The organism is Streptomyces sp. NPDC046716, from assembly GCF_040645755.1.
Classification (GTDB): Bacteria; Actinomycetota; Actinomycetes; order Streptomycetales; family Streptomycetaceae; genus Streptomyces.
Window position 1 is genome coordinate 88,981 of the sequence record NZ_JBEYYU010000025.1, and the last position, 21,290, is coordinate 110,270.

Annotated in this window: 18 protein-coding genes, 1 tRNA gene, 1 pseudogene and 1 riboswitch; of the genes and pseudogenes, 12 read left to right on the forward strand and 8 right to left on the reverse strand. The window is 72.8% G+C overall.

The window, feature by feature from the left end:
• The first annotated feature begins 64 nt into the window (after positions 1 to 64).
• Entirely contained in the window at positions 65 to 1,378 is a 1,314-nt protein-coding gene (locus ABZ930_RS20290) for an ATP-grasp domain-containing protein (RefSeq protein WP_361549548.1), read from the forward strand.
• Positions 1,378 to 2,684: pseudogene (locus ABZ930_RS20295) on the forward strand (FAD-dependent oxidoreductase). The gene ABZ930_RS20290 and the pseudogene ABZ930_RS20295 overlap by 1 nt, the downstream one beginning before the upstream one ends.
• Positions 2,685 to 2,892: 208 nt before the next feature.
• Here ABZ930_RS20295 and ABZ930_RS20300 read toward each other — a convergent pair.
• From ABZ930_RS20300 to ABZ930_RS20310, 3 genes are all read right to left on the reverse strand, one after another.
• Positions 2,893 to 3,558, reverse strand: coding sequence for a chaplin (locus tag ABZ930_RS20300; RefSeq protein WP_361549550.1), 666 nt, complete (start codon positions 3,556 to 3,558; stop codon positions 2,893 to 2,895).
• A gap of 108 nt (positions 3,559 to 3,666) precedes the next feature.
• Positions 3,667 to 3,894: a chaplin ChpD gene (gene chpD, locus ABZ930_RS20305; RefSeq protein ID WP_361549600.1), complete on the reverse strand. Its 228-nt coding sequence runs from the start codon at positions 3,892 to 3,894 to the stop codon at positions 3,667 to 3,669.
• 224 nt (positions 3,895 to 4,118) lie between these two features.
• Positions 4,119 to 4,529 carry a rodlin gene (locus ABZ930_RS20310; protein ID WP_361549552.1) on the reverse strand — a complete coding sequence of 137 codons (411 nt, stop codon included), beginning with the start codon at positions 4,527 to 4,529 and terminating at the stop codon, positions 4,119 to 4,121.
• 246 nt (positions 4,530 to 4,775) lie between these two features.
• On the opposite strand from ABZ930_RS20310, the gene ABZ930_RS20315 reads away from it, so the two are divergent.
• The 3 genes from ABZ930_RS20315 (at position 4,776) to ABZ930_RS20325 (ending at position 6,964) form a co-directional block, all read left to right on the forward strand.
• Entirely contained in the window at positions 4,776 to 5,186 is a 411-nt protein-coding gene (locus ABZ930_RS20315) for a rodlin (protein ID WP_361549554.1), read from the forward strand.
• Positions 5,187 to 5,541: 355 nt separating this feature from the next.
• Positions 5,542 to 6,438, forward strand: coding sequence for an LCP family protein (locus ABZ930_RS20320; RefSeq protein WP_361549556.1), 897 nt, complete (start codon positions 5,542 to 5,544; stop codon positions 6,436 to 6,438).
• A gap of 115 nt (positions 6,439 to 6,553) precedes the next feature.
• Positions 6,554 to 6,964: a rodlin gene (locus tag ABZ930_RS20325; RefSeq protein ID WP_361549558.1), complete on the forward strand. Its 411-nt coding sequence runs from the start codon at positions 6,554 to 6,556 to the stop codon at positions 6,962 to 6,964.
• A 117-nt stretch (positions 6,965 to 7,081) separates the two neighbouring features.
• Here the strand turns inward: ABZ930_RS20325 and ABZ930_RS20330 are convergent, their stop codons facing one another.
• Complete coding sequence (locus ABZ930_RS20330; RefSeq protein ID WP_361549560.1) at positions 7,082 to 7,375, reverse strand: hypothetical protein; 294 nt, start codon at positions 7,373 to 7,375, stop codon at positions 7,082 to 7,084.
• 138 nt (positions 7,376 to 7,513) lie between these two features.
• Between ABZ930_RS20330 and ABZ930_RS20335 the strand changes: the two genes are divergently transcribed.
• The 6 genes from ABZ930_RS20335 to ABZ930_RS20360 all read left to right on the forward strand — a co-directional run bounded on the left by ABZ930_RS20335 (position 7,514) and on the right by ABZ930_RS20360 (position 13,492).
• Positions 7,514 to 8,233, forward strand: a complete 720-nt coding sequence (locus ABZ930_RS20335; RefSeq protein ID WP_361549562.1) for a TSUP family transporter — start codon at positions 7,514 to 7,516, stop codon at positions 8,231 to 8,233.
• A gap of 139 nt (positions 8,234 to 8,372) precedes the next feature.
• Positions 8,373 to 9,605, forward strand: coding sequence for an alginate lyase family protein (locus tag ABZ930_RS20340; RefSeq protein ID WP_361549564.1), 1,233 nt, complete (start codon positions 8,373 to 8,375; stop codon positions 9,603 to 9,605).
• 47 nt (positions 9,606 to 9,652) lie between these two features.
• Positions 9,653 to 9,726: transfer RNA gene (locus ABZ930_RS20345), tRNA-Met, on the forward strand.
• Between the two features lie 154 nt (positions 9,727 to 9,880).
• Entirely contained in the window at positions 9,881 to 10,990 is a 1,110-nt protein-coding gene (locus ABZ930_RS20350; protein WP_361549566.1) for a PP2C family protein-serine/threonine phosphatase, read from the forward strand.
• A gap of 215 nt (positions 10,991 to 11,205) precedes the next feature.
• A riboswitch (cyclic di-AMP (ydaO/yuaA leader) is annotated at positions 11,206 to 11,342 on the forward strand.
• 11 nt (positions 11,343 to 11,353) lie between these two features.
• A complete protein-coding gene (locus ABZ930_RS20355) occupies positions 11,354 to 12,388 on the forward strand; it encodes a M23 family metallopeptidase (protein ID WP_361549568.1) in 1,035 nt (344 codons plus the stop codon).
• A 150-nt stretch (positions 12,389 to 12,538) separates the two neighbouring features.
• Positions 12,539 to 13,492 carry an aldo/keto reductase gene (locus ABZ930_RS20360; protein ID WP_361549570.1) on the forward strand — a complete coding sequence of 318 codons (954 nt, stop codon included), beginning with the start codon at positions 12,539 to 12,541 and terminating at the stop codon, positions 13,490 to 13,492.
• 10 nt (positions 13,493 to 13,502) lie between these two features.
• Here the strand turns inward: ABZ930_RS20360 and ABZ930_RS20365 are convergent, their stop codons facing one another.
• The 4 genes from ABZ930_RS20365 to ABZ930_RS20380 form a co-directional block, all read right to left on the reverse strand.
• Positions 13,503 to 14,816, reverse strand: a complete 1,314-nt coding sequence (locus tag ABZ930_RS20365) for a PrsW family intramembrane metalloprotease (protein ID WP_361549572.1) — start codon at positions 14,814 to 14,816, stop codon at positions 13,503 to 13,505.
• Between the two features lie 65 nt (positions 14,817 to 14,881).
• Positions 14,882 to 15,700: a tRNA (guanosine(46)-N7)-methyltransferase TrmB gene (gene trmB, locus ABZ930_RS20370; RefSeq protein WP_361549574.1), complete on the reverse strand. Its 819-nt coding sequence runs from the start codon at positions 15,698 to 15,700 to the stop codon at positions 14,882 to 14,884.
• Between the two features lie 77 nt (positions 15,701 to 15,777).
• Positions 15,778 to 16,989, reverse strand: coding sequence for an L-2-hydroxyglutarate oxidase (gene lhgO, locus ABZ930_RS20375; protein WP_361549602.1), 1,212 nt, complete (start codon positions 16,987 to 16,989; stop codon positions 15,778 to 15,780).
• Positions 16,990 to 17,067: 78 nt separating this feature from the next.
• Positions 17,068 to 18,510 carry an MFS transporter gene (locus tag ABZ930_RS20380; RefSeq protein WP_361549576.1) on the reverse strand — a complete coding sequence of 481 codons (1,443 nt, stop codon included), beginning with the start codon at positions 18,508 to 18,510 and terminating at the stop codon, positions 17,068 to 17,070.
• A 641-nt stretch (positions 18,511 to 19,151) separates the two neighbouring features.
• On the opposite strand from ABZ930_RS20380, the gene ABZ930_RS20385 reads away from it, so the two are divergent.
• Positions 19,152 to 21,248: an asparagine synthase-related protein gene (locus ABZ930_RS20385; RefSeq protein ID WP_361549578.1), complete on the forward strand. Its 2,097-nt coding sequence runs from the start codon at positions 19,152 to 19,154 to the stop codon at positions 21,246 to 21,248.
• Positions 21,249 to 21,290 lie beyond the last annotated feature (42 nt).

The following is a 21,290-nucleotide window of genomic DNA, read 5'->3' on the forward strand; positions in this document are numbered from 1 at the left end:
GCGATCGCTCCATTTCTGACAATCAGTCATATATATGCCCAATGCGCCAATCGGGGACCCACCGATGGCCGTTCCCCGTCACCCTCGCGGGCTAGTTCACGCAACTCCTGGAAGGAATCGACACGTGCTCGACCCCTCTGTCCCGGTGGTGCTGCTGAGGATCGATCCCAACCCCTTCCACCACGGCACCCTCGGGGCGGTGCGCTCCCTCGGGCGGTGCGGCGTGGAGGTCCACGTGGCGGCCGAGGCTGACCGCAGCCCGGTCGCCCGCTCACGCTTCGTCAGCCAGATGCATCCGCCACCGCCGCCCGGGGCCCCGCCGGCCGAGATCGCCGCGGCCCTGCGGCGGATCGCGGCCCGGATCGCCCGCCCGGCGGTGCTGATCCCGATGGACGACGCCGGGGCCATCGCGGTGAGCCGGCTGGGCGAGGCGCTGACCGGGACGTTCCTCCTGCCGGAACAGCCGGGCCACTTGGCCGAACGCGTCGCCGACAAGGCGCTCCTGCCCGGGCTCTGCCGCAGCGCGGGCATCGCCCACCCGGCCACGGTGGAGCCGCGCGACGAGTCGGAGGCGGCCGCCGCGGTCGGCGACCTCGGCACGCCCGTCGTGGCCAAGTGGAGCCGCCCGTGGCTGCTGCCCCCGGACGCCGGTCTGCGCAGCACCAGCCTGATCAGCACCCCGCACGAGGCCAGGAGCCTGTACCGCAGGGGCCTGGGAACCGGCAGCGCCCTGCTCCTCCAGAAGCACCTCGCGCCCGGCGGCGGCGACTGGTTCTGCCACGGGTACGCCGACGGGCACGGCCGGCTGCACGGCGGCGGCTCGGGGAGCAAGCACCGGGCCTGGCCGCGCGGTGCGGGGCTGACCGCGGTGGGCCGCTGGACCCCGGTCCCCGAACTCCGGGCCATGGTCGAACGCCTGGTCGCGGAGCTGGGCTACCGGGGCATCTTCGACATCGACTTCAGGATCGACCCGGAGACGGGCCGGTACTGCCTGCTGGACTTCAACCCCCGGCCGGGAGCGCAGTTCCGGCTGTTCGCGGACGCCGACGGCCTGGACGTCGTACGGGCCCAGTACCTGGACCTGACGCACCAGCGGCTGCCCGCCGGACGCGCCCTGCCGGGGCGCACCTTCGTCGTCGAGAACTACGCGCCGCTCTCCGCGCTCAGGGCCCTGGCGTCCGCCCCGCCGCGCGAACTGGCCTGGCACGCCCCGGACGACCCGGCACCCGCACGGCACATGGCCGCCGAGTGGTCCCGGCACGCGCTGCGCCGGCTGCTGCGCCGGTCCGCTCCGGCGCCCGCCGCCCTCCCCGGCCACCGCACCGAACCTCCTGTCGCCGCCCGCGCCACCGAGACCGAACGAAAGGCGAGCTGCTGATGTACGACCTGCTGATCGTGGGGGCGGGCCCCTACGGCCTGTCCATCGCCGCGCACGCCGAGGCCAGGGGACTGCGCACCGCGGTCCTCGGCAGGCCGATGGAGTCGTGGCGAGACGCCATGCCCCGCGGCATGTTCCTCAAGTCGGAGCCCTGGGCCTCGAACCTCTCCGCGCCCGGCTCGGCCTTCCGCCTGGAGCAGTACTGCGCGGGCATCGGCACGACCGCGCGGCACGGCCACCCCATCCCCGTGGAGACGTTCGCGGAGTACGGACTGTGGTTCGCGCGCCGGGCGGTGTCGCACCTGGACGAGCGGATGGTGACGCGGATCGACGCGGGCCCGAGGGCTTCACCCTGGAGACCGAGGACGGCGAACTCCTGCGCGCCCGGGCCGTCGCCCTGGCCACCGGAGTGCTGCCGTACCTGAATCTCCCGGAAGCCCTGCGCGGGCTGACGGGGGATCACGTCACGCACAGCAGCGGCCACAGCGACCTGGACCGCTTCGCCGGGGCCGACGTGACCGTGGTCGGCGGCGGCCAGGCGGCCCTGGAGACCGCGGCGCTGCTCGCCGAGCAGTCGACCCGGGTCCGGCTCGTCGCCCGCGCCCCCGAACTTGCCTGGAACGACACCCCGCCGCCCTGGGAGCGCCCCTGGTGGAAGAGCCTGCGCGCACCGCACAGCGGCCTCGGCTGCGGCTGGCGCAACTGGTTCTACGCGGAGCGGCCGGGCGCCTTCCGCCGGCTGCCCGACCGCACCCGGGCCGGCATCTCCGCGACGGCGCTGGGCCCCGCGGGCGCGTGGTGGGTCAGGGACCGGGTGGCGGCGGCGGGCATCGACATCCGGCTCGGGCGGACGATCGTGGAGGCCCGGCCCGCGGCGGGGCGGGTGCGGGTGCGCACCGCGGGGACGGGGGCGGACGTGGAGGAGTTCACGACCGATCACGTCATCGCGGCCACGGGCTTCGAGGCGAGCTGTGCCCGGATGACGGTGCTCGCGCCCCGGCTGCGGAATTCGCTCGCGCCGGACCCCGGGGGCCCGCCGCGGGTGGGCCGGGGCTTCGCGTCCGCCTACCCCGGGCTCTTCCTCGCGGGTCTGGTCACCGCCGCCGACTTCGGTCCCGCGATGCGGTTCGTCCACGGGGCGTCCTACACGGCGCCGGCGCTGGTCGACGGGGTCGAGCGGCATCTCGGGCGGCAGCCGTGGCGGGGCGGCCCGGAGATCCCCGGGGGCAGGCGGCACGCCCCGGAGACGGTCGGCGCGGCGGTGGCCGACGGCGGGCGGCCGGGGGCCGGTGGCCCGTTGGGGTGACGTTGCGTGCGAACGGGTGAACCGGTTCCGCAGGGGGGAACCGGCGGTGGTCCACTGGTCGCCTTCATGAGAACCGCCGCGTCGCCGCCTTCCTCCCAGCCGTCGGCGTCACGCCGTGGGGAGGCGGCCCGAGTCCGCGGCTTCCTCCGAGGGTCGGGAAGAGCTCTCGCGCAGTTCTTCCCGACCCGGCACGCGGCCCTTCCGGCACTCAGCGCCTCGTGGTGTTCGCCCTGCGGTACAGGATGCCGCCCCCGACGAGCAGCCCGGCGCTGGCGGCCGCGGCGGCCAGCAGGTTGGGGTCGGCCCCCGTGTCGGCGAGCCGGTCACGCGCCTCCGGCACCCGGACGTCGGCCGCCATCGGCGACAGCGCCTCCCGCCCCGGCCCCGGCTGCGGCACGGAGACCTGCGGAGCGTTCGGCACGGACCGGTCGGCCGGCGGCTGCGCGGGGGTGCTCGGCGCCACGGGCGGCGCGGGGGCGACGGGCGTGCTCGGCGTCGCGGGCGGCGCGGGCGGAAGGTGCTCCTCGACGGGCGCGGGGGCGGCCGACGCGTCACCGGAGCCCGCGCAGGCGTTGCCCGTCGTCGGGTTGAGCGCGCCGACCACGTCGGCGGTGTTCCCGCAGAGGTTCAGGCCGATGTCCACGGGGGCCTGCACCGAGTTCCCCGACAGCAGACCCGGGGAGTTCGCCGTGGTCTCCGACTCGGACGTGTCGCCGTACCCGTGGTCGTCGTGCGCCCCCGTGTCGGCCGCGGAGGCGGACGCGCCGGCGTCCCCCTCGTCACCGGTCAGGGCCGCGGCGCTGGCGCCGGGCATGGAGAGCATGCCCGTCGCCGCCGCGGCGGCCACGACACCGATCTTCAGTGCCTGCCTCAATGCGTTTCCCTTCCTGCTGGGCGTCGTGCTGGAAAGTGCTCGAAAGCGCGGCCGACCCTGGATCCCGAGGGTGTCCAGGGTCGGCCGGTGGCTGAGTGCCGGGGTATTTCAGACGTTGGCGCAGCTGTTGCCGAAGGCCGGGTTCAGCAGCGCGATGACGTTGACGCTGTTGCCGCAGACGTTGACCGGCACGTGGACCGGGACCTGCACGACGTTGCCGGACAGGACGCCCGGGGAGCCCACGGCCGCACCCTCGGCGCCGGCGTCGGCGAACGCGGGGGCGGCCATGCCGAAGGCCATGATGACGCCGGCGACGACGGTGGCGCTCTTCTTCAGAGACATGTCTCTCTCCTTATTTCCGAGAAATATGAATGAGGAGCCAGTTCGAAAGGGGATCACTTTCTCGCCCGGCCCTCGCGAAGGAAAACGAGGCACCGCGGGTGAGGAAACTGTGTCCCCGCTTAATTGATGAAAGGGTGCGGCCATTCGGGCACAAAAAAAGCCCGGGCCGCCCGCGATCCGAGGAAGCGGGCGGCCCGAGCTCAGCGTGCGGCGGCCGATCAGCCGTTCGCGACACCGTTGCCGGACAGGACCGGGATGTCGCTCAGGATGTGCGACAGCGGCTCGTCGCCCTTGGCCTGGGTCGAGTTCTCCGTGCACTGCTGGTTCTGCGGGGCCGACAGGATCGGGATGTCCTGGACGGCGACCGGCACGACGCCGACCAGCGAACCGACGTTGGCCTTCGCCGGCAGGCCGATGCAGGGCTTGTTCAGCGACCCCTGGACCAGGCCGAGCTGCGGGCTCATGTCGCCCTCGGTCATGGAGTTGCCGAAGGCCTGCTTCGCGTCGTTGCCGCTGAGCGAGGTGGTACCGCCGTCGTCACCGAGGGCGAGGGCCGACGGGGCGGCGGCCGCGGAGACGCCGACGACGGAAACGGCGACTGCTGCGGCAGCCATAGCCTTCTTGAGCATTGATGTGTTCCTTTTCTGACAGGCACCGGTTTGCTGCGAAGGAATCAACTCCGGGTGGCCGCGAATAGTTCTTCAGGTTCACTCGTTTGCCCGTGGACCGCCCCGCCGCATCAGGGTCCGCGATGGGTCCGATAGTCATTTATTCTGCTCCGGGCCGAGCCCCCGTCCGGGTGAACGTGGACAACCGATCCGAAGAAACGGAGTTGTTCATGGTGCTCCCAGAACGCAAATGAAGGGGAACCTCCCATGATGAAGAAGGCTATGGCTGCCGCAGCGGTCGCCGCCTCCGTCGTCGGTGTCTCGGCGGCCGTGGCTGCGCCCGCGATGGCGATCGGCAACGACGGTGGCACCACCTCGCTCAGCGGCAACGGCGCCGAGCAGGCGTACGGCAACTCCGCCACCTACGGCAGCATGAGCCCGCAGATGGCGCTCATCCAGGGCTCGCTCAACAAGCCCTGTGTCGGTCTGCCGGCCAAGGTCAACGCCGGTTCGCTCGTCGGCGTGGTGCCGGTGTCGCTCCAGGACATCCCGGTCCTGTCGGCCCCGCAGAACCAGCAGTGCACGGAGAACTCGACCCAGGCCAAGGGCGACGAGCCGCTGTCGCACGTCCTGGACGACATCCCGGTTCTTTCCGGCAACGGCGCCGGCAACAACTGACGCACCGTGCATTTCCGTTGGGCCGCCGATTTTTCGGCGGCCCAACGCCTTTTCCGGCCCGTGCGGCGAAAGAGTTATTTTCGCCCCGGCGTGCGCGGGCTGCCCGGAGGGGAAATGAGGATGTGCCTACGATCCTCACGCATCGACCCCTTCGCAGTGGAGAGTCACGTTGAGGAAAAGGTTTCTTCAGGGCGGCCGCAACAGGCTGGCGATCGGCGCTCTCGCGCTTGGATTTCTGGCCTTTTCCGGTGTCGCGGCCGGACAGGTCGCGGGTGCCGCTCTGCCCACGCAGGTGGATGCCTTCAGCGGCCTGAAGAATCGTCCCGCCGGTGGCAGCGGCACCAATATTCTCCTGATGGGAACGGACAGCCGCGACACCATCACGCGTGCGGAGAAAGAGAAATTTCACGCCGGCGGCGTCGCCTGCAATTGCAGTGACTCGATGATGCTCGTCCATCTGTCGCAGAAGCACGACCGGGTCAGCGTGATCAGCCTGCCGCGCGACTCGTACGCGGAGATCCCCGCGTACGAGGAGCCCGACGGCACGCCCCGCGAGGCGCACCCGGCGAAGATCAACGCCGCGTACGCGGAGGGCGGCGCACCGCTCGCCGTGGCGACGGTCGAATCCATGACCGGGCTGCGCGTCGATCACTTCCTGCAGATCGACTTCCGCCGGTTCGTCGACGGCGTCGACGCCGTCGACGGTGTGACCGTGTGCACCGAGCGCCGGCTCTCGGACTCGGCCACGAAGCTGAACCTCGCCCCCGGGCGGCACCACCTCGCCGGGGGACCGTCCCTTCAGTACGTGCGCTCGCGCCATCTGGACAGCAGCGCCGACCTGGGACGCGTACAGCGGCAGCAGCGGTTCCTGGTCAACGCGCTGCGCGGCGCCGGGCTGAAGAAGACCCTCGCCGACCCGGCGAAGGCGGCGGGCCTGGCCCGGACGCTGCTCGGCTCGGCCTCGGTCGACCAGGGCTTCAGCGCCTCCGATCTCGTCTCCCTCGCCCGGGAGCTGCGGCGCATCCCGCTCAAGGACATGGAGTTCGGGACGGTGCCCATCGCCGGGTTCAACGAGCTGATCCCGAACGTGGGCTCCACGCTGCGCTGGGACCAGGAGCGCGCCGACCGGCTCTTCACGACGCTCCGCGAGGACCGCCAGGCGACCGCACCCGGCTCCGGGACCAAGCTTCCCGACCCGCCGCGCCTCCAGGAGCAGCCCATCGTGCGCGGCGACAAGTACGCCTGCGCGTGACGTGAGACGCGGGAGGCGCTGGGCCGAACGGGTCGCGCTCCGAAACTGTCCGATTCCTCATCAGTTGGTCAAGTGTGGCTCCGCAACCGGAGTTCGTTCAGTGAAGGGAAAACACATGAAGCAGAAGCTGTGGGCCTCCGCAACGCTCGCCGTGTCCGTCGCCGGTCTGTCGGCCGTGGCCGCCCCGCAGGCGCTGGCCATCGGTGACGACGGCGGCACGACGTCCATCAGCGGCAACGGTGCGGAGCAGGCGTACGGGAACTCCGCGACCCACGGCGACATGAGCCCGCAGCTCGGCCTCGTCCAGGGCTCGCTGAACAAGCCCTGCATCGGTCTGCCCGCGAAGGCCAACGTCGGCTCGCTCGTCGGCGTGGTGCCGGTGTCGCTCCAGGACATCCCGGTCCTGTCGGCCCCGCAGAACCAGCAGTGCACCGAGAACTCCACCCAGGCCAAGGGCGACGAGCCGCTGTCGCACGTCCTGGACGACATCCCGGTTCTGTCCGGCAACGGTGCCGCGAACCACTGAAGGACCTGAGGGGGCAGTCGCCGTGTGCGGCTGCCCCTCTCGCGGCCCCGGGCACGACGACGGCGGCGGATCCTCTCGATCCGCCGCCGTCGTCGTGTCGCGGTGCCCTACTGGGTCCTACTGGACCGAGGGCAGCGCGTTCGTCACCGGCGCCACGAGGTCGGTGAGCTGGTGCAGTTCGTTCAGCCGGTTGAGCCCGCCGAGCTGGGCCGTGGTGCTTGGCACTCCCGCGCGCCGCTCCTCCGGGATCGCCATCGTCGACACCGAGTCGAGCGTCTGGGTCGGGGAGATGGCTTCGCCGTCACCGGCCAGCGGAAGCGGAAGGGGAGCGGCGCCGGCGGTGGGCACCGCGATCGCGGTGGCACCGACGGCGAGCAGGACAGCGGTCATGGCGCGTCGAGTTGAGGTCATGTCCCTACAACGGTGCGCCGGTCCGGGCAGATACGGGGGCCGGAGGGTGCCCACTCGTCAGGTCTAAGCAGCGAGCGGCCTGTTCGGTTCCGTCGGCGGGGTGCCGTACGGGTGTAGGGGGCACGTACGCTCCGCGGCATGGCGGGTGAGGTGGGGCTGGCTCTGGTCGTGGCCGTCGCGGGGTGTGTGCAGTGGCTGACGGGGATGGGGTTCGCACTGGTCGCCGCGCCCGCCCTCGCACTGCTGCTCGGGCCCGCCGACGGGGTGCTGCTCGCCATCTGCGCCGGGGGAGTGGTGAGTTGTGCCGGGCTCGTGGGCGGGTGGCGGCGGGTGCGGCCGCGGGACATGGTGCCGTTCGTGGCGGCGGCCGTGTGCACGGTGCCGGTCGGTACGTGGACGGCGGCGCGGCTGTCCGAACCGGTGCTGATGGTGGTGTTCGGGTCGCTGGTGTGCGGGGCGGTGGGGCTGGTCGCGCGGGGTGCGCGGATGCCGGGGCTCGGCGGGACCGGGGGCGCCGTGGTCGCCGGGGGCGCGGGTGGGTTCATGAACGCGGCGGCCGGGGTGGGCGGGCCGCCGTTCTCCCTGTACGCCGTGAACGCGGGCTGGCCCATGCGGGAGTTCGTGCCGAACGCGCAGTTCTACGGGGTAGTGGTGAACGTCGTGTCGGTCGCCTCGGGGGGTCTGCCGGGGTTGGGGGCGCGGGCGTGGGGGGTGGCCGGTGGGGCGTTGTTCGTGGGGGCTCTGGTGGGGCGGGGGTTGGCGGGGCGGGTGCCGGAGCGGGGGATGCGGGGGCTGGTGTTGGGGTTGGCGTTGGTGGGCGGGGTTGTCGCCGTGGGGAAGGGGGTGTGGGGGTTGTAGGGCGGGTGCGGGCCGGTGGGGGCTGGGCGCGCAGTTCCCCGCGCCCCTACCGGTGATCTCCATCGGCTCAACAGATACTGCGGGGTTCGTGTGCAGGGGTCAGGCTGCCAGTGACCGGACCGGTGGGTGGAGGTAGGGCATGGCAGCGGCGAGATCCCCGAGGTGGGGGCGGCGGGTTCTTCTGGGGAGTCTGCTTCCCCTCGTCACGATCGCGGCGACGGGCTGCGGGTCGGCCCCGGAGGACGGCGGCGCGCAGGCCGTGGCCGCGCCCCGGGCCGCAGGTGGGGCGTTCACCCACCCCGGCGTGCTCGTCGGCAGGGACCAGCTGGCGGCCGCCCGCGACCACGTGGCCCGGAAGGAAGAGCCCTGGCTGTCGGCGTACCGGGAGATGAGCCGCAGCAAGTACGCCGCGCTCGACTACAAGCCCAAGGCGTACGAGACCGTGGAGTGCCCGCCCGACACCCGGCCGGGGCAGGGCTGCGTCGAGGAGCGCGAGGACGCCATCGCCGCGTATACCCAGGCCCTGCTGTGGAACATGACCAAGGACAAGGCCCACGCCGACAAGGCCGTGGAGATCATGGACGCCTGGTCGGACAAGGTGAAGCGGCACACCGAGGGCAACGCCGGGCTGCAGACCGCCTGGTCCGGCAGCTCCTGGGCGAAGGCCGCCGAGCTGATGCAGTACACGTACGACGGCTGGCCGGACGGGCAGGAGCTGAAGTTCCAGCGGATGCTGCGCGAGGTGTACCTGCCCGTGGTGCAGCCCGGATCCGCCGACTTCAACGGCAACTGGGACCTGGTCATGGCCGACGCCACCATGAACATGGCGGTCTACCTCAACGACCACAGCGCCTTCGACAAGGCCGTGCACCACTTCCGCGCGCGGGTGCCCGCCTACTTCTACCTCTCCTCCGACGGCCCGCTGCCGGTCAAGCCCGAGGGCAGCGGCATCGACACCCCGGCGAAGCTCCAGACGTACTGGTTCGGGCAGACCACGTTCAAGGACGGCCTCGCCCAGGAGACCTGCCGCAACTTCAAGCACGCCAGCTACTCGCTGGCCGCCACCTCGCACATCGCCGAGACCGCCTGGCACCAGGGCGTCGATCTGTACGGCGAGGTGAAGGACCGGCTCAGGGCCGCGCTGGAGTTCCACTCCAAGTACCAGCTCGGCGCCGCCGCCCCGTCCTGGCTGTGCGGCGGCAAGGTGCAGCGCGACATGGGGCCCGACACCGAGGTCGGCCTCAGCCATCTGCGCGGCCGCCTGAAGATGGAACTTCCGCAGACCGAGAAGCTGACCCGCAAGGAGCGGCCGGAGGGAACCGACGACCTCTTCGTGGCCTGGGAAACCCTGACCCACGCCACCGCCGCCTGACGGATTCGCGTTCTCTCCCCCCGATGGCGTAGAGTCAGGTTCACCGACGCGGGGTGGAGCAGCTCGGTAGCTCGCTGGGCTCATAACCCAGAGGTCGCAGGTTCAAATCCTGTCCCCGCTACTGACAGCCGAGGCCGGAATCTCCCAGAGATTCCGGCCTCGGCTTTTGCGCGGGCGTCCCCCGTACGGCCCACACCAGGTCGCCGCGGCCGCCCTCCCCGGGAACCCTTGACGAGACGCCGGAAACCGGGCGCGGACGTGGCAGGAGACCAACGGTGGGGAAGCGCGGAGGGCGGCACAGATCGGTGGCGGACGCCGCCGGCACCCGGTGGTTCCTGCGGGCGCTGCCGGTCCTGCTGATCCTCGGCGGCGCCCTGTACGAGTACGTCACCCCCTCCGGCTTCTCCGGCGCCCCGCTGTTCAGCGCCGCACCGTTGGTAGCCGCCCCGTTCTTCCCGCTGCGCAGCACGATCCTGGCCGGGCTCGGATCGGTCCTCGCCATCCTCGTCGTCCACTTCAGATACACGCACCGGGTCGGCACCGACATCGTCACCGAGATGACCACCGTGGCCACCGTCTGCGTGCTCGCCTGCTTCATCAACCAGATCGTGCGGCGCAGCAACGAGCAGCTGGACTCCGCCCGGCGGATCGCGCAGGCCGCCCAGTTCGCCGTACTGCCCGAACCGGCCGACCGGATCGCCGGTCTCGCCATCGCCGCGCGCTACGAGGCCGCGCAGGCCGGCGCCTTCATCGGCGGTGACCTGTACGCCGTCCAGGACACCCCGCACGGGGTCCGCATCATCGTCGGTGACGTGCGCGGCAAGGGCATGGGCGCGGTCTCCGCCGTCGCCGTCGTCATCGGGGCGTTCCGGGAGGCCGCCGAGCAGGAGGGCAGCCTGGAGGCGGTCGCCCTGCGCCTGGAGCGGGCGCTGGCCCGCGAGGGCACCCGGCGGGACGGCATCGACGACTTCGAGGGCTTCACCACCGCCGTGCTCGCCGAGATCCCGCACGGCGAGCACCGCGTCCGCATCGTCAACCGCGGCCATCCCGAGCCGATCCTGCTGCTGGACGACGGCACCGTCCGGATGATCCCCGTCGTCGACGGGGTGGGGGCGCTGCCGCTCGGCATGGGGGAGCTCGGGAGCTGGCCTGACCGGGTCGTCGAGGCCGAGTTCCCCGCCGGGACCACGCTGCTGCTCTACACCGACGGGCTCTCCGAGGCGCGCGACGCCGCGGGCGTCTTCTACGATCCGGCGGCCCGGCTGGCCGGGCGGATCTTCCCCGGGCCCGAGGAGCTGCTGCTGGCCCTCGCCGGGGAGGTGCGCGCGCACACCGGTGGCGGCGCGACGGACGACATGGCGCTCCTCGCGGTGCGGCGGCCGTGACTCTCCGCAGATGTTCCGGATAACAATTGACGAACCGTCAGAGAAGTGGCCGGTTCACAGCATCGGTCAAGTCGACCCGTTCCGACCGGCCTTGACCCGTTAAATCCTGGCCAAAGACGTGAACGATCAGTAGGAACAGCTTGGAATTACTGTCGGCTGTCTATTAACGTTCGATAACGCAGCGCGGTCGTCCCAGCCGTCACCAGCGACGGCTCCGCGCGCACGCGCTTAATCCCGCAAGGGAGCCGGGGAACCACCAACTTGGGGTGAATCGGGCATCTTTGGGTGCTCGTAGGAGACCTTCCTGCTCCGAACCCGTCAGCTAACCCGGTAGGCGAGAAGGAAGGAAAGGAGAGCGCCCCCGTGGCGTCGAACCGGCCTGCCCCCGAGTTCTCCTCACTGAAGGACCCGTCGAACGAAGCGTTCGGCCCCCAGCCGGAGAGCTGGGAGGAGTGGAACCCCACCGAGGAGTCCGTCCGCCCCGTCCGCGGCCGGCACCGCGTGGCCCGGCAGCGCGGAGGACTCGCGCGCAGCTCCACCGTTCTGGGCGTCGGCGTGATCGCCGCCGTCGGCGCGGGCGGCATCGCCACCGCGCAGGGCGGCAAGCCCGCCGTCCACATCTCCATGCCCGACCTGTCGGCGGTGAAGGACTCGCTGCCCGCGGCCAAGTCGCTGCCCGGCGTCGGCGCGCTCATATCCGACGGCTCCGACAGCTCCGACTCCACGGTCGCCGCCCCGCTCACCACGGTCGGCAGCGGCACGTCGGACGCGGGCGAGGCGCTGCGCACCCGGATCCTGGCCCAGGCCGAGACCCAGCAGGACGCCGCCGACGCCGCCGCGAAGAAGGAGGCCGAGGAGGCCGCCGCCAAGAAGGCCGCCGACGAGGCCGTCGCCAAGAAGGAGGCGGCAGACAAGAAGGCCGCCGCCGAGAAGAAGAAGGCGGAGGAGGAGGCCAAGAAGAAGGCCGAGGCCGAGCGCCTCGCCAAGCTGGCCAAGAGCTACAAGCTCCCCGTCGCCTCCTACACGATCACCGGCACCTTCGGGCAGCCCGGCGCCATGTGGTCCTCCGGCTATCACACGGGCCTGGACTTCGCCGCTTCCACGGGTACCCCGATCTACGCGGTCCACTCCGGCACCGTCACGGAGGCCGGCTGGGCGGGCGCGTACGGCTACCGCACGATCATCACCCTCGACGACGGCACCGAGCTGTGGTTCTGCCACCAGTCGTCGCTCAACGTCAGCGCGGGCCAGAAGGTCACCACCGGCGATGTCATCGGCCGCGTGGGCGCCACCGGCAATGTCACCGGACCCCACCTCCACCTGGAGGTCCACCCGGGCGGGGACGCCACCGGCATCGACCCGGCCGCATGGCTGCGCGAGCGGGGCCTGACCCCCTGAGAAGCCGGCCGGCCGGTCCGTTCGCATCCTGAACTCCGGCGGTCCTGGCGGCAACCCCCCGACGCCAGGGCCGCCGGTTTTGCCTGCCCTTGGGGCGCGTACCGCCGGATACGTGGAATGCCGTGCTCCGGAGGGGTGTTGAACTGGAGCATGACTTCTTCCGTACTGCGCCCCCTCGGCTCCTCCGGCCTCGATGTCTTCCCGCTCTGCCTCGGCGGCAATGTCTTCGGCTTCTCCGCCGACGAGGCCGCGAGCTTCGAGGTGCTCGACGCCTATGTCGCGGGCGGCGGCAACTTCATCGACACCGCCGACTCCTACTCGGCCTGGGCGCCGGGCAACAAGGGCGGCGAGTCCGAGACCCTCATCGGCAGGTGGGCCAAGGCCCGCGGCCGCCGCGACGACGTCGTCATCGCCACCAAGGTCGGCCGCCACCCCGAGTTCCAGGGCCTGCGCGGCGACAACATCAAGGCCGCCGCCGACGCCTCGCTGCGCCGCCTCGACACCGACTACATCGACCTCTACTACACGCACTTCGACGACGACGAGACGATCCCGGTCGAGGAGATCATCGGCGCGCTCGACGAGCTGGTGCGGGCCGGCAAGGTCCGCCACATCGCCGTCTCCAACATCTCGCCGGAGCGCCTCCAGGAGTCCCTGGACTTCTCCGACCGCGAGGGGCTGGCCCGCTACGTGGCCATCCAGCCGCACTACAACCTCGTCTCGCGCGACACCTACGAGGGCGCCCGGCAGGACATCGCCTCGCGCGCGGGCCTGGGCGCGGCCCCGTACTGGGCGCTGGCCTCCGGCTTCCTGACCGGCAAGTACCGCCCCGGCGTCAGCGTCGACAGCATCCGCGCCGACAAGGCCGGCGGTCACCTGGAGACCGAGCGCGGCCGGAAGGTCCTCGCGGCGCTCGACGAGGTCGCGCAGGCGCACGACGCCGAGGTCGCCACCGTCGCGCTGGCCTGGCTCGCCGCCCGGCCCACCGTCACCGCGCCGATCGCCTCCGCGCGCACCGCCGCACAGCTGCCGGCGCTGATGGCCGTCGCCGAGCTGGAACTGACCGAGGCCGAGCTGACCCGGCTGACCGAGGCGTCCGCCTGAGGCCCGGAACCTAGGAGCGGTACGGGTTGTACGCGGGGCCGCCCGGCATCGGCGGCACCGCGTACACCGACGGCCGCCAGACCGGGACCGGGGCCGCCGCCCGCGAGCCGTACGCGAGGGCGGGCCGGGCGGTGGCGCGCCGCTCCCACAGCGCCTCGAGCAGCTCCCGCTCCCGTGCGACGAAGTCGGCGCCGGCCCGGCCCCTGCGCCCCCGGCGCCGCAGCAGGGCCAGCGACGTCGCGTACTCCTCGTACGCGGCGACCGACTCCGCCGCCTGCCTGCCGCCGTAGTGCGCGGCGTACTCCCGTGCCAGGCGCCGCGCCTTCAGCGAGCCGAGCGCGAACGGTTCGGGGAGGGTGAGCCAGCCCGCCGCGACGTACGCGGGCAGCTCCTCGCGCACGGTGCGCAGCTCGCGCTGGCGCACGTACACCGCGAGCCAGGTGATCAGGCCGAACACCGGGACCATGAAGGCCGCGTAGACGGCGAAGAAGCCGTACTCGCCGAGGGACGACGAGCCGTTCCAGAAGGCGTGCATGCCCATCGCGCAGAGCAGGCCCGCCAGCGGCAGCAGGAAGCGGCGGATCCGGCCCCGGTCGCGCGCGGTGACCGCCGCGACGCCGAAGCCGATGCCGGTGAGCACCGTGAACAGCGGGTGCGCGAACGGGGACATCACGACGCGGACGAAGAAGGTGGCGGCGGTGACCGAGCTGAGGCCCGGGCCGGTGCCCGCCAGCTGGTCGGTCCCGAAGGCGTTCCCCAGGTACAGGATGTTCTCGGTGAACGCGAAGCCGGTGGCGGTGATCCCGGCGATCACGATGCCGTCGACGACGGAGTCGAAGTCCCGTCTGCGGAAGAGGAAGACCAGCAGCACGGCGGCGGCCTTCGCGGACTCCTCGACGATCGGGGCGATCACGGTGGCGCCGAGGGTGTCGGCGCCGGTCGGATCGGCGGTGGCGGTCTCTATCCAGCGCGTCGCGAAGCTGTTGGCGACGATGGCTATCAGGGCCGCGGCGCAGGCCCCCCAGGCGAACGCGAAGACCATGTTCCGCCAGGGGCCCGGCCGTACCCGGTCCAGCCAGCGGAACGCCGCGGTCAGGAGCGGGACGGGGACGACGGCGAGGCCGAGCCCGACCAGGAACCCCTGGGTGCCGGTCTGCTCCCGGACGAGCGCCGCGATGACCACTCCGGACACCGCGAGCAGCGTCGCGAGCGCCGTGGCCCGAACCCCTCTCCGCTCCCACCAGCGCGGGTGCCGGACCGTGCCGCCCTGGGCCGTGCCGAGGGCGTGGTCCTGGTGGTGCGGGTAGGCGGGATACGGATCCACACGTTGACCCTAACGAGGGATGACGGTCCGCGCGACGGGGTCCCCGGACAGGGTGCCGCCTCCGCCTACTTCCGCCGGAACAGCAGGTCGTGCACCACATGACTCTTGTCCAGGCCCTTGCCCTCGAACCTGGTCAGCGGGCGGAAGTCCGGGCGCGGGGCGAAGCCGCCGTCCGGCACCGTGTTCTCGAAGTCGGGGTGGGCGCTCAGCACCTCGAGCATCTGCTCGGCGTAGTCCTCCCAGTCCGTCGCGCAGTGCAGCAGCGCGCCGGGCTTCATCGGGCCCGCGACGAGGGAGAGGAACTCCGGCTGGATCAGGCGTCGTTTGACGTGGCGCTTCTTCGGCCAGGGGTCGGGGAAGTAGACGCGCACCCCGTCCAGGCTCGCGGTGGGGAGCATCGAGCGCAGCAGGATGATCGCGTCGCCGTTCGCCACCCGGACGTTCGTCAGGCCGTTCTTGTCGGCCAGGTTGAGCAGATTGCCCTGGCCCGGGGTGTGGACGTCGACGGCGAGGATGCCGGTGGACGGGTCCTCCGCCGCCATCTGCGCCGTGGCCTCGCCCATGCCGAAGCCGATCTCCAGGACGATCCTGTCGACTCCGGGACCGGTCTCCGGTGCGAAGAGCGCGGGGAGGTCGAGCACCCGCTGTCCGTCGACGTCCAGACCCCACTGGGGCCACAGCCGCTGCAGCGCGTCGCCCTGCGCGGTGGTGACCCGGCCGCGGCGCGGCTGGAAGCTGCGGATGCGCCGCTCGTGGTGCGAGTCGGCGGGATCGGGCTTGGGGCCGTCGGGGAACCGCGGCTCGTTCGGCCGCGCGGACGGGGCCGGCGGCTCGGTCGACTCGGGCGGCGGCTCGGACGTGGGGTGCTCAACAGACTCAGACACAGTGGGGAGATTTTACGCGTCCGGCGCTCGCGGCGCGGATCGCCGCGGCTCGCGCGGACGGCCCCCTGACCGGCCGGTCACCGGGCGGCGAGCGCGGCCAGCGCCCGCCGGGCCACCTCTCTGCCGATGGGGAGCGAGGCGGTGGCGGCCGGCGACGGAGCGTTCAGCACATGGACCGTGCGGGGGCCCTCGCGGATCAGGAAGTCGTCGACGAGGGTGCCGTCGCGCAGGACCGCCTGGGCGCGCACCCCGGCCGGGGCGGGCCGCAGATCGTCGGCCCGGACCGCCGGGACGAGCCGACGCACGGCGGCGGCGAACGCGGACCGGGACGCGGAGCGCCGCAACTCACCCGCCCCGTACCGCCAGTGCCGGCGTGCGATGTGCCAGGACCCGGGCCAGGCCAGCGTCCCCGCGAGCTCCCGGGGCCGGACCGTGCCCCAGTCGTAGCCCTCCCGGGCCAGCGCGGGCACCGCGTTCGGCCCGACGTGGACTGCGCCGTCGATACCGCGGGTCAGGTGGACGCCGAGGAACGGGAACGCCGGGTCCGGCACGGGGTAGACGAGGCCGTGCACCAGCTCGGGCCTGGCCAGCTCGAAGTACTCGCCCCGGAACGGCACGATGCGCATCCTCGGGTCGTCCCCGGCGAGCCGGGCCACCTGGTCGCACCGGAGCCCCGCGCAGTTCACCAGGACGCGGCCGCGGACGATGTCCCCGGCGCGGGTGCGCACCGCGACGCCGCGGTCGGGGCGCCGGTCGATCCGCTCGACCTCGGCGCCGAAGCGGATGTCGGCGCCGGAGGCCTCGGCGAGCCGCTCGGCGACCGCCGCGTAGTCGGCGATGCCGGTGGTGCCGACGTGGATGGCGGCGAGGCCGCGCACCTCGGGCTCGTACTCCTGTATCTGGGCGGGGCCCAGCTCGCGGACCGGGATGCCGTGCTCCCTGCCGCGCTGGACCAGGGCGTGCAGTCGGGGGAGCTCGGCGCGGCCGGTGGCGACGATCAGCTTTCCGGTGACCTCGTGCGCGATGCCGTACTCCGCGCAGAACTTGACCATCTCGGCGGAGCCGCGCACCGCGAACCTCGCCTTGAGCGAGCCGGGGCGGTAGTAGATCCCGCTGTGGATCACCCCGCTGTTGCGCCCCGTCTGGTGGCGGGCCGGGCCCGGCTCCTTCTCCAGCACGACGACCCGGGTGCCCGGCGCGCTCCGGGACACGGCATAAGCGGTGGAGAGCCCGACGATCCCGCCGCCGACCACCACCACGTCCCCGTCATACGCGACCGTCCCCACCAGGCCTCACCTCCACTCCGAGCATCTTGCCCGACGCCACTGACAACGCGGCCGGCCGCCCGCTCTCGGCTCCGGCCGGCCCTACGCGGGCGCGACCAGCAAAGGCCGTGCCCGCTCCCGCAGTTCGGCGACCCTGGGCTCGTCGCCGTAGGGCTCCAGGCGGTGCAGCAGGTCCCGCACGTACTCGGTGGTCCGCGCCGAGGAGATCCGTCCGGCCACCTCGAGCGCGCGGGTGCCCTGCTCGCAGGCCGCGTCCAGGTTCCCGGACTCCAGCTCCGCGACGGCCGACACCACGAGCCGCAGCCCGTGCGAGCGTACGAACTCCTCCGTCGGACGCGAGAGCGCCTGCTCCGTGAATCTGCGTACCTGCCGGGGTGCCTTCAGGTCCCGGTAGCACTCGGCGGCGTCCGCGGCGAAGCGGTCGTACGAGTAGAAGCCCAGCCACGAGGGGTCGCTGTCGCCCTCCCGGGCCCGCTCCAGCCAGCCCTCGGCGGCCCGCAGCGCGGCGCCCGCCGCCTGCGCGTCCCCGGCGCGCGCGTGCGCGCGTGCCTCGACGAGGCGGAAGAAGCTCATGGTCCGCGCGGTGGAAAGACCGCGGTTGCGCTCCAGGGCGGCCTGCGCCAGGTCCACGCCCTCGTCCCCGAACCCCCGGTAGGTGGCCTGGAGCGACATGGAGGCGAGCACATAGCCGCCGAGCGGCACGTCGGCGGCGGCCCGCGCGAGCCGCAGCGCCTGGATGTAGTACCGCTGGGCCGCCTCCTGCTGCCCGGTGTCGAACGCCATCCAGCCCGCGAGCCGGGTCAGCTCGGCCGCGGCCCCGAACAGCGAGCGCCCCACCTCGTCCGAGTACGAGCCGAGCAGCAGCGGCGCCGCCTCGACCCGCAGGCACTCGGGCACCATCGACGAACGCCAGTCGCCGCCGCCGTACTTGGAGTCCCAGCGCCGCGCGTCCTCCGCGGCCTCGCGCAGTTTCTGTACGTCGCTGTGGCCGACCTTCTGGACCTTCGAGCCCTCGTCGGCGCTCTCCGTCCCCGCGGCCACATGCGGGTCGCGCGCGACCGAAGAGTCGGCCGGTGTTATCAGCCACCGGGAAGCGGGCGTCGCGTAAGCGCTCACCGCGAACGATCCGGCCAGCGACTGCCAGATCCCGCCGCTGCCGGCCCGCCGCCCGGCGAGGTCGAGGCGGTACAGCTCGGTCGCGGAGCGCACCGCCGCGCGCACGTCGCGCGGGAAGGCCAGGCCCACCTCGGGCGCGGGGTCGGCGTCGGCGAGGCCGATCTCGTGCAGGGGCACGGGACGGCCCAGCTTCTGCCCGATGGCGGCGGCGATCAGGTGCGGGGCGGCGCCCTGCGGCACCATGCCCTTCGACACCCAGCGCGCCACCGACGTCTTGTCGTAGCGAAGTGTCAGACCGCGCTGGCTCCCGAGGTCGTTCACGCGCCGCGCGAGTCCGGCGTTGCTGATCCCCGCGAGGGCGAGAACGGCGCCTAATTTCTCGTTCGGCCCGCGTTGCTCCCTGGACATGCGCCACCCCTCGACACAGACGGCTGCCGCGTCAGGCGTCACCCAGACTGATACTGACCACTTCGGTGTGGCATAACCGCGCGGCATTCGTACACCCAGCGTAGTTCGCCGAATCCCAAGCGTTAAGGGCCGCTGTTCCGGATGGCGGGATTGTTGTCCGTACTGAAGTGCGGCGCAGGCCACGCCGTGTGACCGTGTGCTCCGTGCGTGGTGCCGTGCGCCTGTGCGTGCGCTCTTACTCGGACACCCGCGCGGGGCTTCCATGGAACCTGCGTGGGTCGGCCCGCTGTACTGGATCCAGTGGGCTGGGGGACACCGCCGCCTTCATCCCCGCGGGCGGCGGACCGGTCCGGGAGGCGGTGTGCGCCTCCCGGACTGTGCGTTGCACTGTGCGTTGCGCGCTGTGGCCGAAGCGGGGTGTCCACCTCCGGCCATCCCGGGCCGATTTGGCCGAAAGTCGCCCCTGCCGTCCTGCGCGGACCGGGTAGTACCACGGTTCAACCACGGCTCAAACAGGGCGCATTGGGGGGAGCGTACGCCATCTCCCGCTCTGCACTCGCCCCTTCACTTGGCCCCTCCTGGGCGCCTCCTTCGTGGCAGCATGGGGACCTCCTGGTTGTCCACAGCTTGTGGAGGCGGCGATGCGGTGGTTGGTGGGGTGGAGCAGCACCGCCCCTGGAGCCGTTGCCTTCGACTCCGCGGGGGCCACGGGCGAGAACGGCGAAACGGTCCACCCGGTGGGCTCCCAACTCCTGTGGGGCGACCCGGATCCGCTGTGGGCGGTCGGTGACTGGCGCGCCGACGAGGTGCGCATCGTGCAGGCCGACGACCGCACGCGGATCGCGGTGCTCGGCGTGTGCGGCGCCACCGACCAGCAACTGAAGGTGGGCCTCTACGCCGCGCGGGGCGGCGCCCTGCGTCATCTGACGGCCTGGCCCGGCAGTTACACCGCGGTCGTCCAGGTGGGCCGCCGCGTCATGGTCGCCGGCGACCTCGCGGGCGCCCGCCCGGTCTTCTACACCCCCTGGGCGGGCGGCACCGCGTACGCCACCGCCGCGCTTCCGCTCGCCGACCTCATCGAGGCCCACCTGGACGTGGGGCACCTGGCCGCGCTGCTCGCGGCCCCCGACGTCCCGGAGGCGCTGCACGACTCGACGCCGTACCAGGGCGTGCGCCGCATCCCGCCGGGGCACGCGCTGATCCTGCGCGCGGGCGCACGCGAGATCGCCGGGTACGAGCCCGTGGCGTCCCTCGCGGTGGCCGCGGCACCCGCCGACCCCGACCGCGCCGTGGACGCCGTCAGGGAGGCCCTGGTGGACGCCGTACGGGCCCGCCTGGCCGCGCCCCGGCACATCCCCGGCACCGACCTTGACCCCGGCCCCGTGCCCGGCATGGGGCCCGCCGAGCGTCGCGCCGCCCGCGGCATGCCGGTGCCCGGCATCGGCGCCGACCTGTCCGGCGGCCCGGCGTCCGGCACCCTCGCGCTGCTCGCCGCGGGCCTGCCCGGGATGCCCGGCACCGTCCTCGGCCACGGCACGGGCGCGGGCGAGCGCCTCCTCGCGGTCACCTTCAACGACCTGTCGACCACGACGATCCACCGCGAGGCGGAGCTCGAGCGCGCGGGGGCGATCGCCTCCAACCCGCGCCTGCACCACGTGGTGGTGACCGGCGGCGAGGAGACGCTGCCCTACGCGGACCTGGAGGGCCCGCTCACCGACGAGCCCAGCGCCACCCTCGTCTCCGCCTCCCGCCACCGCGCGCGCCTCGCCTCCGGCAGCGCCGACCACTTCACCGGCTACGGCGCACGCCAGGTCCTGGACGCCCACCCGGCCCGGCTCGCCGACCTTCTGATGGACCGCAGGCGCCGCCACATGGTGCGTCCCGTGGCCGCGCTCACCAAGGCGGAGGGCGGCTCGCTGCGCGTTCCGGCGCGCGTCTACGGAGCGGCCAGGAAACTCGCCCGTACGCCCTACAAGACGGGCCTCGACCACCTGTCCGACCGTCTCCTTCAGCGCAGCTTCGACGAACCGGGCGGCGCCGTCGGCGCGTCGCTCGCCGCGCTCGCGTGGGCCAGACCGGGGCCCGCCGCCCGCTGGCTGACCGGCGAGGCACTGGCTGAAGTATCGGTTCGCCTGCAAGAGGGCAGGGTCCGACCCGGGATGAGCCCGGGGCAGCGCCCCGGCGCGTTCCGGGCCCGCGCCGCCCTCGCCCGGCACGCGGCGGACCTGCGCATCCTGGAGCAGGCCGCCGAGGTCCGCTCCCAGCGCCTGCACGCGCCCTTCCTCGACAACGAGGTGGTCCGCGCCTGCCAGGCCCTCCCCGAGGCGCTGCGCGTCCAGCCCGGCGCCCGCGCGGTGATCCTGCGCACGGTGCTCGAAGGCGCGGGCGTCAGCGAGCTGCCGCACGGCTGGGGAGCCCCCTCGCACGCGACGGCGGCGGCCGCCGCCCGCACCGGCCTGCGCGTCTCCGCCGACCACCTCATCGCCCTCTTCGACACGCCTCTCCTGGCCCAGACCGGCCTGATCGAGGCACGCACGGTCCGCAGGGCGCTGCGCGCGGCGGCCGACGGCGAACCCCTGCCCCTGGACGGCCTCGCCGACCTGGTGGGCCTGGAACTGTGGCTCCGCCGCCTCATGTCCCGCCGGGGCACCTGCTGGACAGGCACCCCGGCACGCGCGCGTGCGGTCCCGACAGGCAGCGTGGTCCCGGAACGAGCTCTGGGCGCGGGCCCGCGCTAGTCACCCGCCACCCGGCCCCCGCCTTGGGCAATCTGCCGCCAA

What these genes read in the sequence shown, in the direction of transcription:
- ABZ930_RS20290 (WP_361549548.1), top strand. Translation starts at nt 65, where the DNA reads ATGGCCGTTCCCCGTCACCCTCGCGGGCTAGTTCACGCAACTCCTGGA.
- ABZ930_RS20310 (WP_361549552.1), bottom strand. Translation starts at nt 4,529, where the DNA reads ATGCTCAAGAAGGCTATGGCTGCCGCAGCAGTCGCCGTTTCCGTCGTC.
- ABZ930_RS20315 (WP_361549554.1), top strand. Translation starts at nt 4,776, where the DNA reads ATGATGAAGAAGGCTATGGCTGCCGCAGCGGTCGCCGCCTCCGTCGTC.
- ABZ930_RS20320 (WP_361549556.1), top strand. Translation starts at nt 5,542, where the DNA reads ATGGGAACGGACAGCCGCGACACCATCACGCGTGCGGAGAAAGAGAAA.
- ABZ930_RS20325 (WP_361549558.1), top strand. Translation starts at nt 6,554, where the DNA reads ATGAAGCAGAAGCTGTGGGCCTCCGCAACGCTCGCCGTGTCCGTCGCC.
- ABZ930_RS20330 (WP_361549560.1), bottom strand. Translation starts at nt 7,375, where the DNA reads ATGACCTCAACTCGACGCGCCATGACCGCTGTCCTGCTCGCCGTCGGT.
- ABZ930_RS20335 (WP_361549562.1), top strand. Translation starts at nt 7,514, where the DNA reads ATGGCGGGTGAGGTGGGGCTGGCTCTGGTCGTGGCCGTCGCGGGGTGT.
- ABZ930_RS20340 (WP_361549564.1), top strand. Translation starts at nt 8,373, where the DNA reads ATGGCAGCGGCGAGATCCCCGAGGTGGGGGCGGCGGGTTCTTCTGGGG.
- ABZ930_RS20360 (WP_361549570.1), top strand. Translation starts at nt 12,539, where the DNA reads ATGACTTCTTCCGTACTGCGCCCCCTCGGCTCCTCCGGCCTCGATGTC.
- ABZ930_RS20380 (WP_361549576.1), bottom strand. Translation starts at nt 18,510, where the DNA reads ATGTCCAGGGAGCAACGCGGGCCGAACGAGAAATTAGGCGCCGTTCTC.
- ABZ930_RS20385 (WP_361549578.1), top strand. Translation starts at nt 19,152, where the DNA reads ATGCGGTGGTTGGTGGGGTGGAGCAGCACCGCCCCTGGAGCCGTTGCC.